This window comes from Cytobacillus depressus, assembly GCF_008923245.1.
Classification (GTDB): domain Bacteria; phylum Bacillota; class Bacilli; order Bacillales; family Cytobacillaceae; genus Cytobacillus; species Cytobacillus depressus.
The window spans coordinates 1-22,381 of the sequence record NZ_WBOS01000024.1 but is presented as its reverse complement, the minus strand read 5'-3'; the positions used below and the strand labels follow the sequence as shown (position 1 = coordinate 22,381).

The 22,381-nt window shown below is 34.9% G+C and carries 19 protein-coding genes and 1 pseudogene; 11 read left to right on the top strand and 9 right to left on the bottom strand.

The features are described from left to right. The first annotated feature begins 237 nt into the window (after window positions 1–237). On the top strand, window positions 238–786 hold the full coding sequence (locus F7731_RS24220; RefSeq protein WP_151537367.1) for a P-loop nucleotide/nucleoside kinase family protein: 549 nt from the start codon (window positions 238–240) through the stop codon (window positions 784–786). A 325-nt stretch (window positions 787–1,111) separates the two neighbouring features. Here F7731_RS24220 and F7731_RS24215 read toward each other — a convergent pair whose 3' ends face one another. The 3 genes from F7731_RS24215 to F7731_RS24205 form a co-directional block, all read right to left on the bottom strand. Continuing rightward, window positions 1,112–1,540 carry a HEAT repeat domain-containing protein gene (locus F7731_RS24215; RefSeq protein WP_151537366.1) on the bottom strand — a complete coding sequence of 143 codons (429 nt, stop codon included), beginning with the start codon at window positions 1,538–1,540 and terminating at the stop codon, window positions 1,112–1,114. Between the two features lie 298 nt (window positions 1,541–1,838). Then, window positions 1,839–2,132 carry a tape measure protein gene (locus F7731_RS24210; protein WP_151537365.1) on the bottom strand — a complete coding sequence of 98 codons (294 nt, stop codon included), beginning with the start codon at window positions 2,130–2,132 and terminating at the stop codon, window positions 1,839–1,841. Between the two features lie 512 nt (window positions 2,133–2,644). After that, window positions 2,645–3,019 carry a hypothetical protein gene (locus F7731_RS24205; protein WP_151537364.1) on the bottom strand — a complete coding sequence of 125 codons (375 nt, stop codon included), beginning with the start codon at window positions 3,017–3,019 and terminating at the stop codon, window positions 2,645–2,647. 360 nt (window positions 3,020–3,379) lie between these two features. On the opposite strand from F7731_RS24205, the gene F7731_RS24200 reads away from it, so the two are divergent. The 3 genes and pseudogenes from F7731_RS24200 to F7731_RS24190 form a co-directional block, all read left to right on the top strand. Beyond that, window positions 3,380–3,991, top strand: coding sequence for a DJ-1/PfpI family protein (locus tag F7731_RS24200; RefSeq protein ID WP_151537363.1), 612 nt, complete (start codon window positions 3,380–3,382; stop codon window positions 3,989–3,991). A gap of 244 nt (window positions 3,992–4,235) precedes the next feature. Next, window positions 4,236–5,015 (top strand): class I SAM-dependent methyltransferase, encoded by a 780-nt coding sequence (locus tag F7731_RS24195; protein ID WP_151537362.1) that lies wholly within the window; start codon window positions 4,236–4,238, stop codon window positions 5,013–5,015. Window positions 5,016–5,134: 119 nt separating this feature from the next. Next, window positions 5,135–5,314 (top strand): annotated as a pseudogene (locus F7731_RS24190) (IS3 family transposase); the annotation flags it as partial. Between the two features lie 108 nt (window positions 5,315–5,422). Here the strand turns inward: F7731_RS24190 and dltD are convergent. Genes dltD through dltX form a run of 5 tightly spaced genes read right to left on the bottom strand, consistent with a single transcriptional unit; the run spans window position 5,423 to window position 9,661 of the window. Then, window positions 5,423–6,595: a D-alanyl-lipoteichoic acid biosynthesis protein DltD gene (gene dltD, locus F7731_RS24185; RefSeq protein ID WP_151537361.1), complete on the bottom strand. Its 1,173-nt coding sequence runs from the start codon at window positions 6,593–6,595 to the stop codon at window positions 5,423–5,425. Next, window positions 6,592–6,828 (bottom strand): D-alanine--poly(phosphoribitol) ligase subunit DltC, encoded by a 237-nt coding sequence (gene dltC / locus F7731_RS24180; RefSeq protein WP_151537360.1) that lies wholly within the window; start codon window positions 6,826–6,828, stop codon window positions 6,592–6,594. Before dltC ends, dltD begins: the two co-directional genes overlap by 4 nt. Before the next feature lie 5 nt (window positions 6,829–6,833). After that, window positions 6,834–8,000, bottom strand: coding sequence for a D-alanyl-lipoteichoic acid biosynthesis protein DltB (gene dltB / locus F7731_RS24175; RefSeq protein ID WP_151537359.1), 1,167 nt, complete (start codon window positions 7,998–8,000; stop codon window positions 6,834–6,836). Next, window positions 7,997–9,511 carry a D-alanine--poly(phosphoribitol) ligase subunit DltA gene (gene dltA / locus F7731_RS24170; protein WP_151537358.1) on the bottom strand — a complete coding sequence of 505 codons (1,515 nt, stop codon included), beginning with the start codon at window positions 9,509–9,511 and terminating at the stop codon, window positions 7,997–7,999. The genes dltB and dltA overlap by 4 nt, the downstream gene beginning before the upstream one ends. An 18-nt stretch (window positions 9,512–9,529) precedes the next feature. Continuing rightward, window positions 9,530–9,661 carry a teichoic acid D-Ala incorporation-associated protein DltX gene (gene dltX, locus F7731_RS24165; protein ID WP_151537357.1) on the bottom strand — a complete coding sequence of 44 codons (132 nt, stop codon included), beginning with the start codon at window positions 9,659–9,661 and terminating at the stop codon, window positions 9,530–9,532. A gap of 698 nt (window positions 9,662–10,359) precedes the next feature. Here dltX and F7731_RS24160 point away from each other — a divergent pair. From F7731_RS24160 to efeB, 5 genes are all read left to right on the top strand, one after another. Continuing rightward, a complete protein-coding gene (locus tag F7731_RS24160; protein WP_151537356.1) occupies window positions 10,360–10,809 on the top strand; it encodes a DUF1569 domain-containing protein in 450 nt (149 codons plus the stop codon). 340 nt (window positions 10,810–11,149) lie between these two features. Then, window positions 11,150–11,392 carry a hypothetical protein gene (locus F7731_RS24155; protein WP_151537355.1) on the top strand — a complete coding sequence of 81 codons (243 nt, stop codon included), beginning with the start codon at window positions 11,150–11,152 and terminating at the stop codon, window positions 11,390–11,392. Between the two features lie 783 nt (window positions 11,393–12,175). Then, on the top strand, window positions 12,176–13,660 hold the full coding sequence (locus F7731_RS24150) for an FTR1 family iron permease (protein ID WP_246197425.1): 1,485 nt from the start codon (window positions 12,176–12,178) through the stop codon (window positions 13,658–13,660). Further along, window positions 13,647–14,822: an iron uptake system protein EfeO gene (efeO, locus tag F7731_RS24145; RefSeq protein WP_170289795.1), complete on the top strand. Its 1,176-nt coding sequence runs from the start codon at window positions 13,647–13,649 to the stop codon at window positions 14,820–14,822. The genes F7731_RS24150 and efeO overlap by 14 nt, the downstream gene beginning before the upstream one ends. A 15-nt stretch (window positions 14,823–14,837) precedes the next feature. Further along, entirely contained in the window at window positions 14,838–16,085 is a 1,248-nt protein-coding gene (gene efeB / locus F7731_RS24140) for an iron uptake transporter deferrochelatase/peroxidase subunit (protein ID WP_151537352.1), read from the top strand. Window positions 16,086–17,039: 954 nt separating this feature from the next. On the opposite strand, the gene F7731_RS24135 is transcribed toward efeB, so the two are convergent. Further along, a complete protein-coding gene (locus F7731_RS24135) occupies window positions 17,040–18,383 on the bottom strand; it encodes a S8 family serine peptidase (protein WP_151537351.1) in 1,344 nt (447 codons plus the stop codon). 1,119 nt (window positions 18,384–19,502) lie between these two features. On the opposite strand from F7731_RS24135, the gene F7731_RS24130 reads away from it, so the two are divergent. Next, window positions 19,503–19,949 carry a carboxymuconolactone decarboxylase family protein gene (locus tag F7731_RS24130; RefSeq protein ID WP_151537350.1) on the top strand — a complete coding sequence of 149 codons (447 nt, stop codon included), beginning with the start codon at window positions 19,503–19,505 and terminating at the stop codon, window positions 19,947–19,949. Window positions 19,950–20,714: 765 nt separating this feature from the next. Beyond that, the gene (locus F7731_RS24125; protein WP_151537393.1) at window positions 20,715–21,914 is read left to right on the top strand and encodes an MFS transporter; all 1,200 of its coding nucleotides are present in this window, start codon (window positions 20,715–20,717) and stop codon (window positions 21,912–21,914) included. The last annotated feature ends 467 nt before the right edge of the window (window positions 21,915–22,381 follow it).

The following is a 22,381-nucleotide window of genomic DNA, read 5'->3' as shown; positions in this document are numbered from 1 at the left end:
ACAGCGTTTTGATAAATGAGGATTATCGTAATTAAAGTAAAATATTTGTAGATGGCCTTAGTAAAAACTATATATTCCTTTTTAGATACTCAACAATCGGGCGCTTTTCTGAAATAAGGAAAGTTTCTTTCTTCATGAAAAGGGCCATTTAATTGAACATGGCCCATTGGGGTAGCGTCCCGAAATAGAAAATGTATTAATGTGAAAAGAAGAATAATAGAAATGAGAAGAATATTTATGAAACAAGGCAGAATTATTATCATTACCGGTTCACCAGGGACTGGTAAAAGTACAACGGCATCTATTGTTGCTAAAGAGTCTAACTTATCAAAGTCAGTACATATGCACACGGATGATTTTTATCACTATATTCAAAAGGGGGCAATACCTCCATTTTTACCGGAATCACAAGAACAAAACTTAATTGTTATTGAAGCTTTTTTGGAAGTTGCAAAACGTTTTGCATGTGGTGGGTACGATGTGATTATAGATGGAATTGTTGGTCCTTGGTTCATAAAGCCGTGGTTAAAAGTCGTACAAGATAATTATGAAGTACATTACATTATCTTAAGAGCGACTAAGGAAGAAACAATGAAACGAGCAATCAATCGTTCCAAATTGGACGAAGATGCCAACATAGAATTGGTAGAAAAAATGTGGGAGCAATTTAACAATTTGGGTATCTATGAATACAATATTATTGACACAACAAATCAATCAACCGAACAAAGTGTATCAACTATAAAAGCTGTGATTGAAAAGAAATCTTCTTTACTCACTATATGATGTGATACAAAAGTTAAACAAACGGGCGCATATCCGGAATAAGGTTTTGCGTCCTTTTTTCATAAAAGGGCCAGATTGTTGAATAACACCTAGATATCTAGGTGAAAGTTTAGGTGAGTTTGTGAAACTTTGTACTTAAAGTAACGGGGCAGTTTAGTTTAATAAGGTGTTTGTTTTATCATTAAACAATAAAGATAGATGATCAAAGAAAAGAAGTAATACAATTTAATATTAGTTTCGATGAACCGTACCGTAAGATAAGAAAAAGCCATCCCCTCCACATGCGGAGAGAATGACTTTCCTTCATGAATCGCCAAACTACTGATTACAGTTTTGCCCAACGTTCCTCTAACCAGTTCATAAATTGTATACCTTTGTCGCCTTCATACGCATCAAAGACATCTAAACGCATACGTTTTAGCTTATCCGCAAAGTCTGCCACTGTATGGTCCTTCGGCAAGCTCTTTTTCACCCGTAGAAAAATTTTGTCTGTGCCTTTGATAATATCAAAACGTGCAGGTGATGGCTTCTCTACGTCCTCGCCAAACGCCGAAAGTGCTTCATAGGCTGCTAATTGCACCTTGTTGACAGTATCATGCTGCATACGATTTTTTAATAAATCTATGATTTTGTCATGTTGATAAGCCGATAACATTTCGACTGCGTCTAAACGCTCTCGCCAGCTAGACGTATAATTGGCCTGTTTTTTTAATGTTTCAAACTGCTCAGGTAATGCTGTTTCAAACTGTTTCAAATAATTGCACCTCTTTTTTTAACTAGAGAAAAAATGAATTCTTCTTCTTCTGCCTCTCTTATTATACGTTGTCTGGGTGAAAATAGCGATGATTCGCTGGTAAGGATATATATAGCAAAATGGAAACTAACTACATTACGGTGAACCGTATCATAAGTATGTACGATTCTTTAGTAGAATTGCTTTTCTTATTCAACTAACGGGTGCTTTAGTGAAAAAAAAGACTGTCTTTTTGACTGTCTTTTTGACTGTCCTTTTTTGGTGAGATTAACACTAATACATTTTTGTAAAGTGCCTGCTACTTATTTATAGAGTTATTATTGCTCTCATCACCATTTGTGGAAGCTGTATTGTCATCGACTTCAGCCCCCTCTACGATCTGGTTACCAATAGCACCGCCTGAAACACCGCCTATTACAGTACCAATTAGTCCAAATGGAGCACCTATCATAGCACCCGCAACGGCTCCATTAAAAGCTCCTGCTGCTTCACCAAAGTCACTCGCATCTTGATTAGCATTACTACCAGCTTGATTGTTGCCACTTTCTTCTACATTTCCACCAAAGTTATTGTGTTCGTTACTCTGATTCATCTATTCACTTCCTTGTTTATTAATGGGGAATATGCTGATGATGAAAGCACACCATCCCAAACATATACTACCCAGCTGAAGTCGTTTTACTCACTATATGTTGGTTCAAGATATAGTTGTCTTATCGGCCGCCATTTTTTCTTGTTCAACTAACGCGTGCTTTACTTCAATAACAATATTCAACAATCGGGCGCTTTTCTGAAATAAGGAAAGCGTCTTTCTTCATGAAAAGGGCCAGATTGTGGAGTAACACTAATTAAACTTTGTTGCGCGAAAAAGGACGGAGGCAAGTCCCACGGGCATTTATTCCATTTAATTATTAGGTTCTTAAATTTAATAATTTAAATCATTTGATTGGCGATATTGATTAACTCCTCTCGAGAACTCTCATCATCAGGTAAACCAAAAATATGAATATGATATTCAATATCATCTATTTGAAAATAAAGATTTGTTGACGAGTATTTACCAATAACACCATTTTTTAATTTCACTTCATCATAATATTTGGGTTAGCTTGGGAATATATTGAAATTGTATACTCTGATTTTAAAAATTATCGGATGATCCGGATTCTCTACTTTCGAATAAGCGCGAAAAGTGATCAATAACTTTTTTCCGTCATTTTCTAAATCATCTATAATAATAGGTTTATAACCATCAGTTTCAATAGGTATCGTCTTGGGTAATTTTATATTAAATGGTAGCGCTTCTATGCCATCTTTTACAGATGGTGCTTCATATTTGATGTATGTTTCATTCCCCTGCTCATCCCAAGCAGTATTAATTATATTTAATTTAGATGGGTCAAAAGTTGTTTCTTTATAGCCTTTGCAACCAAAGAGAAGTGATAATAAGAGAACTGAAATAAATATCAATTTTTTCACAAAATCACTCCTTTATAACTTATTATTTGTAACGCAATATATATTTGAATATTCACAATAGTGTTTACTTAATTATAACACAAAAAAGTATTTAAAATTACTAACCCCTATATTACGAAAGGGTGCTAACCCAAAGACAAATTAATTGATTTTAAAATGATTTTAAGATTGAGATCATGTTTTAGTTATTCAATTAAAGGGCGCGATTGTGGATTAACCCCTTAGATTTAAACAACTTTATTGTTATATTTTTAAGTGCGAAAAAATTTTGCACATCAAAAATTAAACAACTAATTTTAACCCCGTCTAAAAAAGTAGAATGGGGTTATCGTGTTTGAGGTTTTAAAGGAGAGTATGAGGGTGAAGATACAAATTGTATTATTTGAAGGATTTGGGGAACTTGTCGCTTTGGCACCTTATGAAGTTTTAAAGCGAGGAATCGAGGCAGGAGCTCCATTCGAGATTGAATTAGTCGCAAGTCGGTCTCAAAAAGAAGTCGTCGCATCTTTTGGCGTTCAAGTGACGGTCCATGATTTTTTACGTTTAGACAACAGACCAGATTTGTTAATCATCCCTGGCGGTGGCTGGAACCATAAAGCCCAACACGGGGCCAGACAGGAGGCGGAGAAGGGGGAGTTAACGCAGATCATCTCGGCTATGCATGACGAAGGTACGATCGTGTGCGGGGTTTGTACAGGTGGCATGTTGATTGCTGCTTCAGGTATTTTAAAAGACCAGAGAGTTGCTATGCATTACCTTGCGAAAGATGAACTTCCTAGATACGGAGCTGATTACTTAGGATATCGAATTGTTGATGAAGGTAGTGTAATCACATCTAGGGGAGTTACTTCAGGAATTGATCTAGGATTATGGATTATTGAGAGGTTTTCAGGAGCTGAGATAGCAGCTGCAGTTGAACATCGAATGGAATATGAGCGAAGAGGAGTCGTTTGGAGAAAACCCGTAAATTAAGAATTTTCGTTTTTGTATGGAATAATGTTTGGGACAGTTAAAGTAACCATAGTGTTACACCGCTTGACTGGCAGTTAAGCGGTGTAACATTCTAGACATAGTTTTTACCACTATTCCTTAAACGGGCCAGATTGTTGAGGGAATTTTTCACGAGGGACAGTATACTTTAAGCAGATGACACATCAATAGTTGCTAATGTTTTATTTAAATGCAGCCTATAAGTTTGGGAGAAGGAGGACTTACAATGGATATAACAAAACATAATAGTAACGCTTGGGATAAAAAGGTTGAAGATGGTTCAAGATATACTCGATCTGTAAGCAGTGAAATTATTGAAAAAAGTAAATCTGGTGAATGGGAAATCACTGTTACAACCGAAAAGTCAGTTCCTAGAGATTGGTTTCCAGAAACTTTAGATGGATTAAAAATACTTTGTTTAGCCTCCGGTGGTGGACAGCAAGGACCCGTTTTAGCTGCGGCTGGGGCAGATGTAACAGTTACTGATATATCTAAAAAGCAATTAGAACAAGATGAAAATGTAGCGAAACGTGATGGATTAACTTTAAAAACATTACAAGGGGATATGTCAGACCTTAGTGATTTTGAAGATGAATATTTTGATATTATTGTTAACCCCGTTTCTAATTTATTTGTCAAAGATGTTCATCCTGTATGGAATGAAGTATCAAGAGTGTTAAAAAATAGAGGTATTTTGATTGTTGGTTTTACTAATCCTTTACTATGGATTTTTGATGATAATCAAGAAAGAAAAGGTATTCTTGATGTTAAACATTCCATACCTTCTTCGACATTGGATTACTTGCCAGAGAATGAAGTGCAAGATTACATCAATTCCAGCCAAACAATAGAATATGCACATACATTGGAAGACCAAATCCAAGGACAAATTCATGCCGGGTTTGTTATTTCAGGTTTTTATGAAGATGATTTTGGTGGAACAAGGATTTTAGACAAGTATATTAAGACTTTTATTGCTACTAGAGCGATAAAGCTAAAGATTTAATAAACTAACGATTTTTCTTAATGACGTCTTTGAAACGATCTCCCATTTAAGGGCGCCATTCTGCAGCAAGAATTACGTTCTTTCTTAATGTTAAGGACGAGATTGTTTGAATGACGAAACAGGAATCATTTTTCGGCCATCTTAAAGACGAGTCCTCTATTAAAGCATGTACAAGTCTAGATGAGTTAAGAAAAGAAATTAAACAATATATGACTTATTACAATAACTATAGATACCAGTGGAATTTAAAGAAGCTGACCCCTGTTCAATACAGAGATCATCTTCTTAAAATTTCCTAGGCTTTTTTTTGTCCTTTACAAAGGGTACACTTTAGTTAGGAATCGGGCTTTTTCATTTTGAAAACCTTCTCTTTTGAGGGGATGTAAAAATAGCCACTACTCAAATGCTTAATTTGCATCGTAAAAATCTTTAATTGCTTTGTCTACATATACCCAGCCTTTCCAACCAATATGAATGGTATCCTTCATAAAATAAGGATCGTATTCGTGGTCGGAAAAATCAGCTATCGGAAAACCGTGTGCCTCAATCTGCTGTTTAATCCGTTTGTAATAAGCCGTTCGACCTTGCTTTGGAAAACCGGTATAATCGTACCAAGTCCCATTGACCGGAACCGAAATGAATAGTGGCTTTGCCTCTGATTGTTTTAAAAGATCAAGTACAAGCTGAAAATCTAGATATTCAACAGATTTTCCGTATGAAGCACCTATTTTTGTATCTTTCAAAGAAGGCACGAGATGTTTAATATGATTGTATTTAGAATCAATGATGAAAAAGCGATTATTTGTCGAATCCTGCTTACCTATTAAGTTTGCTTGATGTTTTAGTTCCTCCCAGGATTTATCCTGTACCTTCGGACTGATATCCCGTTTGCGGGGAATCCCACCTAACAAGGTGTAATACAAATCTTTTTTCTCGAGGATCGATCTATATATATAGGCAAATGGACGAGTCAGAGCTGCTTTTCTCTTATCCGAAGGGTTATTAGAAATTTCCGCTTTATACAGGGCTGTAAGCATGAAATCATCCTTCACTGGCTTAAATTGTAACAATCGTTTAATCGCCATCTTTTTTACCTCGGGGTCAATCTTATTGTTAAAAGCAAGATCATATCCCTGAAGAATCGAAAAGTTTGGAACGAAGTGTGATAGATCGGCCCCATGAGGTTTAAACCACTGTGGAGATAAGATAAATACAAGTTTCTTTCCTTTAAGTTGGTCGATATGCTCAGCAAAGTTGAGAAAATGAATTAATGATATTGATCCCCCGCGTCCAATGAGAAAAGGAGTGAACCCATCATCATTTTCTACGAAATAATTGGCTGGATGAAACCGATCAAGCCTAGCTAATTCTGAAGAGCCATATATTGGCAAGTAACGATCATCCTGTAGCATTTTCGTTTGAACATATTTTCCTTGAAACATAAATGGATTTAATTCTGTTGCGGCTTCACTTACCCTTTGTTCCGGAATGATACGTTCAACCCAGCTATTTGGAATAATAATCAGAATAAAAAGGGTAAGAAAAGCAAAAATCATTGGTGAAAATAAAGCCTTTTTCATTTAAAATCAGCTAATCGCTCAGCAATTTTACGAGGTGTAGCCCAAGTCTCACGATCAAATTCAGTAATAGGTACGTTAATCCCAAAACGTTCTTCTATTAGGACAAGCAGTTCTACAGTCCCGAAGGAATCAAGGAGCCCGGCATCAAATAAATCAATATTTGGATCATCCTTAATGATATCGTCTTGGCAAACTTCTGCTACTAATGCGATAACTTGATCGGTAAATGTCATTTGAATCATACTCCCTTATGAATAAAGTATCCTGAAAAAATATAGAATCCAAAGCATATTAAGTGGAACGTGATGACAACAGATACAATATGAGTAAATTTATTTTGCGGCCACCATTTGCGTCTTTTATTAACTTGTTCAAACGAATTATATACAACCATTAATAAGGCGTGGTATATTCCGTAAAGAATATACTGAATTTCTAGCCCATGCCAAAATCCCATTAATAGAAACAACAAGATATAACCTGAATTAGAAATGATTTGACGATTTTTAATCCATTTTTTCTTATGAATCCAATAGACAAACCGCATAAACACATAATCTCTAAACCAAAAAGAAAGTGTCATATGCCAACGATTCCAAAAGTCCTTTATATTTCGGCTGATAAAGGGTTTATTAAAGTTTTCCGGAGTTTTAACTCCCATAATATAGCTGATTCCAATTGCAAAAGCACTATATCCTGCAAAGTCAAAAAATAAATAAAAACTATATGCATACATATAAAAAAGATGATGTTGGAAAGCGCTATGTGTAATCAATCCAAGTTTGACGATGATATAGTGATTAATGGAATATCCAATGATGAATTTATAAAGAAAACCGAGAAAGATATTATTGATTCCTTCGTACAGAAAAAGCTTATATCTTTCACAGGGGATATCTTCATTTACATCCTTTTCAAACCTGCGGTACCGATCAATCGGTCCAGAAGAGATTGTTGGGAAGAAAAGAATAAAATACAGCAAGCGGACAATCGGAATCTGGTTTTTAATTAATCCATCCCTAGTTTCCATAATCATTTGAACGCCTTTAAATGTAAGATACGATATACCAAGAAATCCCCACAAATTTTGAATGAATAGATAGGGTGATAATTTAGATATTAGAAGCGGGATCAGCGAAAGAATGACAGCTAAACAAAAAACGACCCCGCTGTTAGCTTTTTTCCGATAGGCAATATAGCCTTTTATTAATAACACTTGCCAAATCGTAAAAAAGATTAGCGCATAGGTTTCTCGCAAATTTGATGAAAAGATTAGTGCCAGAAAGATTAGCGTTACGAATAGATTATAGGTCCGAAATTGTTTCCCATTTAGACCAAGGATGACAGTTGGTGCTAAAAGAATGGCTGTGATAATAAAGAACAGAAATGAACCATATGGTGTCATAGCAGTACCTTTTCTTTAATACGCTTTCGGTCAATTTTTCCATTAGGAGTCATAGGTAGCTCTTGAAAACATACAAACTTTCTCGGAATCATATAAGCTGGAAGTTTATCGACAAGGTCTTTTTTTATTGCACCTGTTAGCTGATATTCCCTTTCAAATTCATGTTTAGCAGGAACAATGGCAGCTGTTAAATATTCTATCTTGTCCTCTTTATAAACGGGAATAACCATAACCGTTTTGACATAATTTGAATTGGCTATATGCTGTTCAATCTCTTCTAACTCCATGCGGTACCCATGTAATTTAATTTGAAAATCAATCCTGCCCTTATAGAAAAGCAGATCCTTTTCCATTATGCCTTCATCACCAGTTCTATAGGCTTGTTCACCATTGATACTGTAAAATGATTTTTCTGTTAGTTCTGCTTGGCCCAAATATCCTTTGCTGACACTAGGGCCGACTATAATGATTTCCCCCTTCTCTCCCTCTGGAACCTCTTGCCCTTCTTCATTAAGCAACAACAACTTCGTATCTTTTTTTGCTCTTCCAATTGGGAGGGGTGAATACTGGTTGAGAATTTCTTTCGTTATTTCCACATATGTGACCGCAACTGTCGCTTCAGTTGGACCATATGTATTATAAACCTTTGCCATTGGAAATCGTTCCATCAATTGCTGGGAAATAGGTACGGTTAAAATCTCGCCGCAAAATAAGAAAACCGTTAATTCCGGAAGCAATTCTTGATTAAAAGATGGATCCATTAAGCACATTTGCACAAATGATGGGGTAGAAGTCCAAACCTGAATGTTTGATTGTATTAAGGCTTCAAACAACATTTTGGGTTTAGCGATCATCTCTTTTGTAATAGCATAGAGACTTCCTCCTGTTGCAAGGCAGGGGTAAAGATCCATTACCGAGAGATCAAAGGAGAATGGCGCTTGATTTAAAAAGCAAAATCCTCCTTTAATTGGGAAGTCTTCTACCATCCAATCAATAAAACTTTGAAGATTATTGGCTGAAATTTGAACACCCTTTGGATTGCCAGTACTTCCGGAAGTATAGATAATATAAAAATTTTCGTCTTCTTTTACCCAATATTCTTGTTCTACTTCTTTCAATACGGAAGGAAATATTTCTATATCATCCATAGTAATATTTAGAATAGATGAACTTTCAAAGTTCAATGGACTTCCAGAAGCATTTATTATGATTTCTGCCTGAGAACTTTTGATGATTCGTTCGATTCTTTCCAATGGAACCGAAAGATCAATAGGAATATAGGCATGTCCAGACTTTACACTTCCCAAAAAAGAGACAAGCATCTCTGGTTCCATGTGGCCATAAACTATAATCGGTGAGTCTGGCCTCATGTTTTGTTTTAATAAATACGTGGATACTTGTTCCGACTTCCGCCAAAGTTCACCATATGTAATTTTCTTGTTTGGTGAAATAAATGCCACTGCTTCTGGTTGTGTGAATGCAAAATCCTTTATAATAGATAACATTCTCATTAGAAAACACCTCCACTTTTAAAATTCAGTGTATATATAGGCCCCGGCATTGGCATCACTAAAGCCATACATAAAAAATAGTAAAAGCAGGATGAATAAATAATATAAGTAAAGGACAAAGCTATTCGCTTTTTTATTATTGTTAAACATGACTTAAACATCACTTCCATTAAAATTGAAATAGTAATTCATTATTTAAGCGAATTATTTACTTTCTTTAGGATTTTGGGACAAACTGTTTTCATTTGCTTATTATTAGTTAATAAAAGAAATAGATTCATGCAGAGTAATGAAATATGGGAAGAGCATTTAGGTTTAATCATAGTAAACAAATGGGAATAAGGCGAATGTTTCCCGTGTGAACTGTTCTGTAAAACGTGCAATAAAGAGCAGCTTATTCAATAAAAGGGCACGTTTATTTAGGAACGCGTCTTTATTATTTAAGGGGTAGGTTTGGGAAATCAGAGTTTTAATTAGCATGGCTGCATTAAGAGAAAATTGATAAAGGAGAAAAGCCATCCTATGCTTGGTTTCTTAATTAGAGCAAAATTGAAAAAAGATGATTTAAAAGGCATTGCAAAATTACTGTATCGGGATGTATATACAGTAATTTTCTTAATTATGTAGAAGATACGATTAAGCAAAATTCTTAAATAATAAAGCTATCGCCAAACTTTTTATTGCAAGAATTAAGGTACTATGCGAGTTTGATACTTCAAAATTAAACGACCTTATTGTTACTTCACGTTTAGATTGTATTGGTTCCGATAAAGTAGGGATTAAGTTAATACCGCGGGCCAAATAAGTTAAGAAGGTTGACTCATTATAATTAAAGGGGATAGGCACTAATGAAAAATATTTTTAATCATATGCATACAGCAGAAGTTTTAAAGCGTATTGACAAATTGAGTCCAAATTCACAACCACAATGGGGAAAAATGGATGTTGCCCAAATGCTAGCGCATTGTTCATCTTTTCAAGACATTGCAATGGGAAATTCTTTTCCACCAAGGAGTTGGTTAGGAATAATAGTAGGGAGGTTTGCAAAACAAATCATTTACAATGACAAGGCATTGCCCCATAATATGTCTACTATTCCAACCATTTTGATTGCAGATGATAGAGAATTTGAGACAGAAAAAGAAAAGCTTAAACAAAAAATTATCACTTTCCAAAATAACGGACCAGAGAAGTGCACATCTCATCCGCATCCTTTTTTTGGAGAACTTACTTCTGAGCAATGGGGTAAAGGAATATACAAGCATCTTGACCATCATTTTAAACAGTTTGGAGTTTAAACATTGAAAAACAAAATGAAACGATGTGCATCGTTAGTTGAAGAAAGTATCTCTAAGCCTAATTACTATTCTCTTTCATAAGATGAACAATGCTTTGATTTATTCTCAATTACTATTTGAAGCAACCAACACCATGTCTTTTTATAATCTTTTGTTTTGCCTTAAACGCGCGCTTTTCTGAAATAAGGAAAGCGTTTTTCTTCATGGAAAGTGCCAGATTGTGGAGGAACAGTTACGGTATTATGCTAAAATTAGGAAGATATTGTGAAGAAATGTACTTAAAGTAACGGGGAGGATAGTTGAAAAGTGTAATATTATTATAATTATAGGGAGGGACATAATGACTAAAAATAAAAATAGCCTATGGTTTTTAAGTGGTTACGGAATAGCACTTATTTTACTTTTATATTTTGGTTTAAACGATTTAATTATAACTGCATTTAGTGATACAATCCCTAATGTAAGGTTTATAACTATTCTAGCTTTAAACATTATTGTTGCATGGTCAATTGGGTTAGTAACTCGCCGATACTTAAAGAGCCTTACTAAAGATACACGAAATAAAATTAGAAATTCTTTTTAAGGCATTACCGTATTAAGTTGGATAATTGTTTTAATTCTTCTTCAGTTACTTAATTAATTGGATAATATCTTAAAGCCTTTCTAACTCCACTAAAGGGCGCTTTAATGGAGTAACGATAAAGCCAAATTTCTCAGCATTTAAATTGAGAAATTTGGCTTTTTATTTTTTTATTTCTTTATTTCTTTTACGTTGTAGATATGCGTTTTTGCTGTTGGTACCCTATAAAGTCAATTAAAATAGCGCTTTTGAATGTAACATAAAATGATAAAAAATAGCGTAGCAGGGAGGAAGAGAACAAGTCTATTATTTTTAATAAAACGAATGCAACTTTTTATCAATTAAGTTACATGGAATTTTTTCTCTAAGGTACAAAAATATAATTATTTTTTTAAATCAGCAGAAATAGATTATTATCGGATTTTCTCTACCGCTTTGGGTATTTTTTTTGTTGAAAAGGCTAGGCGTAGGGTTCCAAAAAGTTTATAGCCTAGTATTCGGGGCAAAAGGATTTTTGATTCGCCAACTAAAATATCAGGCATACGGAGGAATTTTTATGTCAAAAGACATTAATAGTTTTACGCCCACAACTTGAAATTGTAAGTAGCACATCGTTTTCGCCACAAAATAAAGAAGACAAGTAAAACGAGTAATCTATGAAATAATGAAATTAAATAATATATAGGTATTCAACTTTGGAAAGAACTACGATATTGACAAATAAATATTTTACATAAGATAATAATGATATTGATTTTCATTTGCATTTATGTGAGGTGCCTCAAATTGTTCAAGAGAGTAAATATTCTGGTTATCATTCTATACCTCGTTTCACTTAGTATATTTTCAATAGGGTTTGCTGAAGAAAATACTGCAAGAGATGCAATAAAAACACTTATTCCGCTTTTAGAAAAGGTAGAAATAGATGTGAGCAATGATGATTTAGAAAAGGCAAATTTGTCTTTCAATGATTATAAAAATCAATTTTTGAAATTAAAAAATGATATTCGTTCAGATTCGATTATTGGCTACAGTGAAATTGAATCCAAAACAGCAGCATTAACGATATCACTACTAAATGAGGACAAAAATAAATCATTAACAGACATATCTTCTTTAACAAAAACAATAAAAGATTATTCAGATGATACGTTAAATGATCATCCCAATAAAATTGAAAAAATGAGTTTGTCTTCGTATATTACGTTATTAAAAAATGCAAAAGAGTCGATTTCCAATAAAGATATGAATCAAGCAATAGAACAAGTTCAACAACTAAGGAAAGACTGGTTAGGAGTTGAGGGGGATGTTGTTAGTCAGTCCCAGAGTATATATAACAATTCTGAGAAACATCTTGTCTTATTAGAAGGCTATATCCAACAAAACAATTTCTCAAAAGTTAGTAAAATATTAGATCAAATGATTACTGATCTTGAGCCACTTCAAAAGGACTCATATGGGATATGGGATGCAGCACTTATACCTATTAGAGAAGGAGTAGAAGCACTTTTAGTCATTGGATCACTCCTAGCCGTCACAAAGAAAGCAACAGTATCTAACGGTAGAAAGTGGATTTGGGGAGGTACAATATCCGGATTACTAGTCAGTATGTTAATTGGACTGTTAGTAACCTACTTTCTAAAAGCTATATCTTTTGGAGAAAATAACTTTCTGATTAATGGTTGGTCTGGGGTAATCGCTAGCATTATGCTGCTATATGTAAGTTACTGGCTACATAGAAATTCCAATATGAAAAACTGGAACAGTTTCATCAAAGGAAAAACAGAGAAAGCCATTAGTAATGGAAAATTAATTTCATTTGCAGTTCTTTCTTTCCTAGCCATTTTAAGGGAAGGATTGGAAACAGTCATCTTCCTTATTGGAATGGTAAATCGAATGCCTATTGAGAAGTTTTTAATGGGGATTGTAGTGGGAATTGGTATTTTAGTCATTTTTGGAATCTTAATGCTAAAAGTAGGTTCATTCCTGCCATTGAAGCCATTTTTCTTTGTTTCAAGTATTATCGTATTCTATTTATGTATTAAATTTATGGGAACGGGAATTCATAGTTTGCAGCTTTCTGGTCTCATCAACTCAGCAGTAAATGAAAGTATTCCTACGGTTTCGTTTATTGGTATTTATCCTTCTTGGTACAGTACATTGCCACAGTTAATAATCAGTTTAATGGCTGTAGGTGTTTTAACTTATCAATATGTTAACAAAAAGAAATTATCTAAGACAAATGGAGGCACTACTCATGAAGTTAAATAATAAACGTTTAATGGTTGCATTATTATCATCTTCTCTTCTCATCCCGTCCCTTGCAGGATGCAGTTCAAATACGGATAAAACGACTACAACAGATAAATCATCAGCTGTCACTCAAGAAGAAGGGAATAATGAAATAAAAACAATCGCTGCTGAATTGAAAAGTTCATTAAAATCCTTTAATGAAGCGGTATCTAATAAAAATAGTGATAAAGTTAAAAAAACAAGCGAGCAATTAAATTATCAATGGCTTTCTGGTGAAAGTAATATTCGAGAAACATTTCCTTTGTTATATACAGAGATTGAAAAATATATGATACCTTTATATTCCGAGGCTTCTACTGATAAACCGGACCTTGCAAAAATAAAGGAATTAGCGGTTTCACTAGATGAAGCTTTAACAAAATTAGAAAATGCAAAAGAAACCGAAGAAAAAAGTACGGCTGCTTTAGATAAAGCTGTTGAGCAATATAAGCTATATGTACTTGATGAAACTAGTAAATTAGTAAGTAGCACTCAGGATTTCACTAATGCAGTAAAAGCCAAGGATGTACAAAAAGCAAAAGAACTTTATGTTGAAGCCCGTACTCATTATGAACGGATTGAACCGATTGCTGAAAGCTTTGGAGAACTTGATCCAAAAATTGACGCTCGTGAAGGTGATGTAGACCCTTCAGAATGGGGTGGTTTCCATCGCATAGAAAAGGCTTTATGGGAAAATGAACCACTTGATAGTATGGCAAGTGTTGCCGACCAATTATATAAAGATGTATTACAACTACAAGAAGAAGTAAAAAATTTAAAACTTAGACCTACTGAGGTCGTTGCAGGTTCTATTTCATTAATAAATGAAGCATCTATTTCAAAAATCACTGGTGAAGAAGAACGGTATTCACATGTCGATTTAATGGATTTAGGAGCAAACGTTGAAGGGTCATTCGAAATATACAATGCAATACTCCCTGCCCTAATTGAAAATGATAAAGAACTTGCTTCAAAATTAGATCTTCATTTTAATCAAATGACAACAATATTAAATTCTTATAAAAAGAACGGACAGTATGTGTTATATACCGAATTAACAAAAGAACAAATTCGCGAAATAAGCCAAAAATTAGGAGTACTATCTGAATTAATGGCACAAACAGCAAAAATTTTACAGTAGAGAGGAGTAGGAATAATGTCTTCTGAGAAAACCTCTAACAAATATTCAAGACGTGATCTTCTTAAAATGTCTGCTATTGCTGGTGTAGGAGTGGCATTAGGCGCAGGTGGTTTCGGTGCTGTTACAGCAATGTCAGATGTTTTGGCTCAACCGTCTAGTAAAGAAAATAAAAAAATAAATAATGATGTCATACCTTTTTATGGAGAGCACCAAGCTGGAATTGATACACCACAGCAGGATTATATGTATATTGCTGCTCTTCATTTAATAACAGATCATAAACAGGAAATTATCAAGCTTTTTAAAGAATGGACTAATCTTAGTGAAGCATTAAGCAAAGGGAGCGTTAAAACAGCTAGTTCTTCAAATGATTTTCTTCCACCAGCCGATACAGGAGAATCAGAAGATTTAACGTCCTCTAATCTAACGATTACATTTGGATTAGGCCCTACTTTCTTTATGAAAAATGGGGTTGATCGTTTTGGGATTGCTAATCAAAAACCAAAATACTTAAAAGATATCCCTTTGATGCCTCGTGATGCTATTCAAGAACCATTTGTGGAAGGGGACATCTGTATTCAAGTGTGTGCTGATAATCAGCAAGTTGCTTTTCATGCCATTCGCAATTTAATGAAGGCTTCTAATGGGGTAGCGGAAATAGCTTGGATGCAATCAGGATTTTTGAATAAGGCAGATGGGAAAACACCAAGAAATTTATTCGGTTTTAAAGATGGTACAGCAAACCCTGATAATAATGATAAAAAATCTTTAAATGAAATTGTATGGGCCGACCAAGATGAACCAGGATGGATGAAGAACGGTACGTATATGGCTTTCAGAAAAATTCTAATGACACTAGAGATTTGGGACCGCACTTCTTTAAAGAGTCAGGAAGACACATTCGGAAGGAAAAAAATGAGCGGTGCTGCATATGGAAGAGTAAATGAACATGATTCAGTTGATTTGAGTCAATTACCAGCTAACTCACACGTTCGACTTGCTAAAGAGTCAGGTCAACAAATATTTAGACGCGCCTATTCTTATACAGATGGCATCGATCAAACAACAGGACATATGAGTGCAGGATTAGCATTTATTAGTTTTCAAAAAAATCCAGAAGTGCAGCTTATTCCAATGTTAAAAAAGCTTTCACAAGTAGATTTGTTAAACGAATATACAAAGCATATCGGTAGTGCCATGTTTGCAATCCCTGGTGGGATAAATCAAGGGGAGTATCTTGCTAAGAATCTTTTAGAAAGTTAATAATGAATTCAGATATTAAAGCAACTCTAAATATGCGGAAGCACCACTAATGTACGATGGGGTCCGTACCTGTATCGTTTTATTAGTGGTGTTTTTTTCTTATTCAACAGAAAAAAGTAAAAATGATAAAACGGATTATCTCAATGATCTTGTTCTTATTTAACTAAGTCTTAATACAATAGATAATTTAAAAAAAGACTTAAAAAACTAGATAATTAAGAAACAGAAATAAATGCAAAATTTATCAGTAAAATAAATACCCGCTCCAGATTACATCAGTTAAGCGGGTGATTTTATTGTTGAGTCTGTGTGTTCACTTTATGACGTAAAGCAACCTAGAACCTAAAAGAAAGGCTCTGAGAGGGATAAAAGATTGAATAGGGGTAAATTTACCCCTCATTAGACTTGTCCACTTTTTATAATGGACAGGCAAAATAGAGAAAGATAATGGATCTTTTTAGGAAAAGGGAGCAGGTGTTATCAATTCTTTTCCCCAAAATAAATGAATATTAAAATATTAGGAACATGGGAGGAAGTTTTCATAATGGGGGAAATATTATGAGTGATCGTCATTTTGTTAAAGAAGAGATAGAAAATACCGTTGAAGAATTGAGCAACCAATAAAAAATCCTTGTCAATGGTAAACAAGGATTTTTCGCATAACGGAAACAAATTAAGTAGATTGAAACTTTATCCTTATTTTCTTTGCAATAGGATAAAGAATTCAACCAAATATTATATTGAAGGCAGTAACAGCTAAAACATAAAAAATGCTGGCAAATAAATAAAGGAGGTCTTGAAGGGAAATCGCTGCCAGAAGGGAGAAAACTCCTGCACTAAGAAGCGAACCTATCAAGATTAAGAAAATGGCTACTAAAAATGAATCCCTCTTCTTAAAGGCGGACACTTAAAACAGGAAAAAGACGTATGCCGAAACACACGCCCTTACACCCTTTATTTTTTTTGCAATGCGTTATACACATTGACCAACCCATGGCCAAAATATTCATCATGGCCTGGTTTTCCTAAATCTTCTGCAGTCTGCTGAAGACGGGTGGCAATCTGTTGTGCAGTTAATTGAGGGAATTGCGCTTTCACTAGAGCGGCAGCAGCTGTGACCTTAGGTGCAGCCATACTAGTTCCGATTTTCCAGCCGTATGAGCCTTGTGAAACCGGAATTGTGGAAAGTGTCCTCGCTTCGAGATCACGCTTGGATGTATCATTCTCCGGATTTGGCCAGTTAGGGCCGTAGTCTCCGCCTGGAGAAGCAATATGAACATTCGATGACCCATAATTTGAGTAGTATGCCAAAGTGTCACGGTTTGTGGTTGACGATACACTGACAACGCCTGGAATACTCGTGAATGTGTCGAATAGCGGGCCATCGTATACCTTGCCGGTTCCTTTTTCTGTTTTCATCCGTTTACCAAGGTCCATTCCGTCGTTGCCATTGGCGCCGACAATCAGCATCCCTTTTTTAAGGGCATACTGGACGGCCCTTTGAGAGGACAAGTGGAGTGCACGATCCTGTTTGTTATTCATAATGCTATACGTACCGAGGCTTAAGTTCGCGGATACTGAACCATCGTCAGCAGCCGTGGTGATTGCTGATAATATGCCGGTCCAGTTCATCCTGCCCTGGTTGTTTGCTACACGGTAGGAAGCAATGGCGAGTTCCGTTCCTACCCCCTTTACTCTCCCATTTGCTGCAATCGTTCCAGCAACGTGGGTCCCGTGTGAGCCGGAATCCTTCAATTCATCGCCTGGTAACGCACCTGGGAAAAATGCTTTACCGAACACAAGATTATCTTTTAGATCCGGATGGCTAAAATCGACTCCTGTGTCAATAACGGCCACAAGTGTCTCTTTATTTCCCGGATTGATGTTCCAGGATTCACCGTTTCTAGTCACCCGTTTAATATCCCATTGATATTGTTCGTATAAATCTGGCTGAGCACTTACTGCGTTTTCAGCTTCCTGAAGGTTCAAGGCCTCGGCTTCTCCATCAGAAGTACGGATGTCCACATCTTCTGTTACAGCAAGGACCTTGGAGTTTCCTTCAAGCTTCTGCAAAATAGAAGGGTCATCCGAGCTGATATTGACAACTCCAATTTGAGGGGCCTCGAAAATGATTTCCGCGCCTAATTCCTTTAGTGTATGTATTGAAGCACTGTCTGTTTGAGTCGATTTAAGCACCACGATATAATTCTTCTTTGAAGTTTCCTGCGCTGTTGCCGGGAACTGAACGGTGCCCAAGGCAACAAGTAATACGGTAACAAGCAATAGGAACCTTTTCATAATATCCTCCTTTAATTTTTAATTCTGTTATAGAATAATTATAGTTTTATTTGTAAAATTTTGTAATTGGACAAAAGGCATATTTTGTTATTTTGAAAGAAGACAAAAAAGTCTTTAGTACTAGAGATTTAGACCTTCTTAACCATCGGCTAAGCTTAGGGAACATTCCGAATGATCGTATTGAACATGACATTTAAGAATGTGACCTAGCTTTCCATATGCTTTTTTTATTAGTCACATCTTTGAAATTATTCCCCTTGTTCTATTAAATTTGGTTTTTGGTGCCATGCTTGGTGCCAAAATTATTAAAATTAGAAATTACATGGAAACAACAGAAAGCAAGAAACCTTAATTTATCAATACTTTAGGACACACACATGTACTAGAAAAACAGATGCTAGCAATCTTCAAAACTGCATGAGTTTATAGTCCGGGCAAGGAAGGGGAGATTCCAAAATATGTTCTAAACTTACAAACCATAATAATATTTGAAAAAGGGGAATTACCCCCTTTTATTTTTTCTTTCTATTCTTTTATCAAATTTCCTCCGTTACCTATAACAATCTAGGTTATCTTCTTTGTTGCAATATGACTTATCTTTTTTATCATGGATTATATTTCCACATAAATTGCATCTATTAATAGATTTATTTTCAATATTTACAATGTTATTTGCAGCAATGGATTAAGTACTTACGCGAGAAGAAGCCAGATACAAAGAGGAACTACGAATTACCCAGACTATTTTGGAAGAAGTCTTAGAAACACTAATTATGCTACAAGAACATCAACTGATGAATATCACGATCGAACAAATTTATCAAGAGTTACCGGAGGTATATCAACGGGCATTCAAGAATGAACAAAGCATTATACAGTTCAAATATTATTTAATTGAGCTAGCAAATAAGAATGGTCATTTATTTTTATTCAACAATCGGTCCATATTGTTGAACAACACCTAGATATCTAGGTTAAAGTTTAAGCGAGATTGTGAAATTGTGTACTTAAAGTAACAGAACAGATTTGTTGAATAAGTTTGAAGGAGATATTAATCAGATTAGATAATATTTTTTTAGGTAGTTTAATAAGATATTAAATATTTAGGAGGTAATTAATTTGGAACAACGAATTGATATTTACAAGGTAGCACCACCAGAAGTACATAAAATAATGATGGAAATGGTGAAGTACACGAAAACTACAGGTATAGACCGTAAACTTCGTGATCTTATAAATATTCGGGCTTCTCAAATAAACGGCTGTGCACATTGTTTGAATATGCATACAGCAGATGCTCGAAAAATGGGTGAAACTGAACAAAGAATATATTGTATTAGTGCTTGGCAAGAGTGTGAATTCTATACAGAAGCAGAAAAAGTAGCTTTAGAGTTGACAGAGCATGTGACATTAATACCGACAAAACGTGTTCCAGATGAGCTTTATCAAAGAGTGCGTGAATACTATGACGAAAAACAGTATGTTGACTTTGTTCTAATAGTTAATCAAATTAACAGTTGGAATAGAATTTCTATTGCAATGGGAATGACAGCAACTGAAAAATAATTATTCTCGGGCGAACATCATATGGGTGTTCGTCATAGGTTGTAGACAAAAGGCATCCAAATGAACCAACTTGGATGCTTCTTTCTATTTTATATTTATATAGAGTATATAAATCTCGCCTTGCTTGGTCTTCCTTATGTCTTTTCAAAATTTTTTATAGTTTTCCAATATGAATGTCGCCTTTATTCCTAATACACAGGAAAGATTGTGAAATATTGTACTTAAAGTAACGAGGGCTTTAGTTCAAGAAGCGTATTTACATCAATCTTCATTTTTTGTGATTCCATTAAAGGGCGCTTTTCTGAAATATGGAAAGCGTCTTTCTTTATGAAAAGGGCCATTTAATGGAATAAAGCTTTAAAGAGGATTGGAAATATATGTTATATATTAGAAGAGTTTGTGAATTTTTCTACTTAAAGTAATGCTGCAAGTTAGATGAAGAAGGAGAAGATGAATAATATGGGATTAAAAGAAGAACTTTTGGATATTTCTGCTTTGAAATTCATAGTTGGTAATACATTCGTTGTTAAGCTAACGGAGGGGTGATCCAAGAAGGGATTGATGCCCTTTTTGTTGAATACTTTAACTAAAGGGGCAGGTTAGTTAAAGTGCCATCGTGATAACAGGTAGTTATTTTTTCTCATACTTTGCAACAAAAGAAATGAAAATATCTTATTAAGAAAGCTAAGACATCACTAAAAGACATTGCTCTCTACTTTACATTAGATGTTGGAATCAGTTGTTCTAATTCACTTGGGGGGTATTATTATTCAAGGTTCTTGGAGAGCATTGCTATGGATTGGATTATCAGAATTATGTGCTTTGAGCTTATGGTATAGTGCATCAGTGATTGCGCCCGAACTAATTGAAATTTGGAATCTTAGCCCTAATTCGGAAGCTTGGCTTTCTGCTTCTGTTCCTATTGGGTTTGTGATAGGAGCATTATTTAGTTCATATTTTGGGGTTGCTGACCGTTTTAATGCTCGAAAAGTTTTGGCAATTTCAGCATTTCTAGGTGCAATATTTAATGCTTTGCTAATTCTGATAGATTCTAGTTTTTTCGGAATTTTACTAAGAATATTAACTGGAGTAACTCTCGCTGGTATCTACCCAATCGCTGTAAAAATTTTATCCGAATGGTTTCCTAAAAAACGTGGGTTGGCGATTGGAATCTTAATTGCAGCACTAACATTAGGATCATCATTGCCACATTTTGTTGTTGTATTCTTTTCTTCATTAAGCTGGAAATTTGTAATCATTTGTAGTTCAGTATTGGCTTTATTATCAGCTATCGTTGTTTTGTTTATTTTAGAAGATGCCCCAGTAAAATCGAAAAGAGTGCCATTCTCGTTAAAATTAATAAAAAAAGTAGTGATGAATAAACCAGTAATGTTTGCGAACTACGGTTACTTCGGCCATATGTGGGAATTATATGCGATGTGGACATGGCTTCCCGCATTTTTGACTAGTAGTTTTTTAACCAATTCACCAGAAATTCCTCATTGGTTCATTGCATTATCCTCTTTTACTTCAATAGGAATTGCAGGAGGGATTGGTTGTGTTGTCGGTGGACTAATCTCAGATAAAATCGGGAGAGCCAATTTAACGATTATCTCTATGATTATCAGTGCTATCTGTTCGATATTAATAGGTTTTACATTTGGGCAATTTATTTGGTTAACTCTAATTATCTCCATTATTTGGGGGATGTCCGTCATATCTGATTCTGCCCAATTTTCTGCAGCAGTTTCAGAAAAAGCCGAAGATGAGTATGTTGGTACAGCCCTAACTTTTCAGATGTGTATTGGTTTCCTATTTACTATTTTTTCTATAAATCTAATCCCTATTATTCAGAGAATCGTTGGTTGGGAGTGGGTCTTTGCAATATTAGCGATTGGACCTATTCTTGGAATTATAACTATGGTCAAATATAGACGTTACGAATTCAATAACGAGAAAGTGTAATTGTAACTTTATAAAAATTGTAAAAATTAATGGCTTAGAAAGTCAATATATCTTTAAAAAACTTACTGATAATAATGATAATGTCACTTGTAGGTTCTTTCGTTCTATTCTTTATGGGTTATTATATGTTTGCCCTTGCAGTCGGTGGGTTTTTTATGGTTTTAGCTACCACTTCAGGACGATGAAACTCGGTCAAAAGTGCAGACTATGTGTTTAGGGATGGATATAAAAATAACGGAAATAAATGTAGTAACAAATGGTAAGAAAAATAATTATCCTTTATGCAAGCCAATGAAGATTTGGATGAAATCCAACTAACGGGGGCTATTCTTCAAGAAGGAGAATAGCTTTTTCTTATTGAAGGCGTGCCCAGCAAGCCGTTAATTGCTAGTTGGTGAAAGTCCAACCTGAGTAAGTGCCAAGACGCTCAGTAACTGACAGGCAACTGGTGGAGAAATCCTAAGGTT

Excerpts from the sequence above, each read along its gene's own strand:
- F7731_RS24155 (WP_151537355.1), top strand. The coding sequence starts at position 11,150 with ATGACTAAAAATAAAAATAGCCTATGGTTTTTAAGTGGTTACGGAATA.
- F7731_RS24160 (WP_151537356.1), top strand. The coding sequence starts at position 10,360 with ATGAAAAATATTTTTAATCATATGCATACAGCAGAAGTTTTAAAGCGT.
- F7731_RS24220 (WP_151537367.1), top strand. The coding sequence starts at position 238 with ATGAAACAAGGCAGAATTATTATCATTACCGGTTCACCAGGGACTGGT.
- F7731_RS24210 (WP_151537365.1), bottom strand. The coding sequence starts at position 2,132 with ATGAATCAGAGTAACGAACACAATAACTTTGGTGGAAATGTAGAAGAA.
- F7731_RS24135 (WP_151537351.1), bottom strand. The coding sequence starts at position 18,383 with ATGAAAAGGTTCCTATTGCTTGTTACCGTATTACTTGTTGCCTTGGGC.
- F7731_RS24195 (WP_151537362.1), top strand. The coding sequence starts at position 4,236 with ATGGATATAACAAAACATAATAGTAACGCTTGGGATAAAAAGGTTGAA.
- dltA (WP_151537358.1), bottom strand. The coding sequence starts at position 9,511 with ATGAGAATGTTATCTATTATAAAGGATTTTGCATTCACACAACCAGAA.
- dltC (WP_151537360.1), bottom strand. The coding sequence starts at position 6,828 with ATGACATTTACCGATCAAGTTATCGCATTAGTAGCAGAAGTTTGCCAA.
- efeB (WP_151537352.1), top strand. The coding sequence starts at position 14,838 with ATGTCTTCTGAGAAAACCTCTAACAAATATTCAAGACGTGATCTTCTT.
- efeO (WP_170289795.1), top strand. The coding sequence starts at position 13,647 with ATGAAGTTAAATAATAAACGTTTAATGGTTGCATTATTATCATCTTCT.
- dltX (WP_151537357.1), bottom strand. The coding sequence starts at position 9,661 with ATGTTTAACAATAATAAAAAAGCGAATAGCTTTGTCCTTTACTTATAT.
- dltB (WP_151537359.1), bottom strand. The coding sequence starts at position 8,000 with ATGACACCATATGGTTCATTTCTGTTCTTTATTATCACAGCCATTCTT.
- dltD (WP_151537361.1), bottom strand. The coding sequence starts at position 6,595 with ATGAAAAAGGCTTTATTTTCACCAATGATTTTTGCTTTTCTTACCCTT.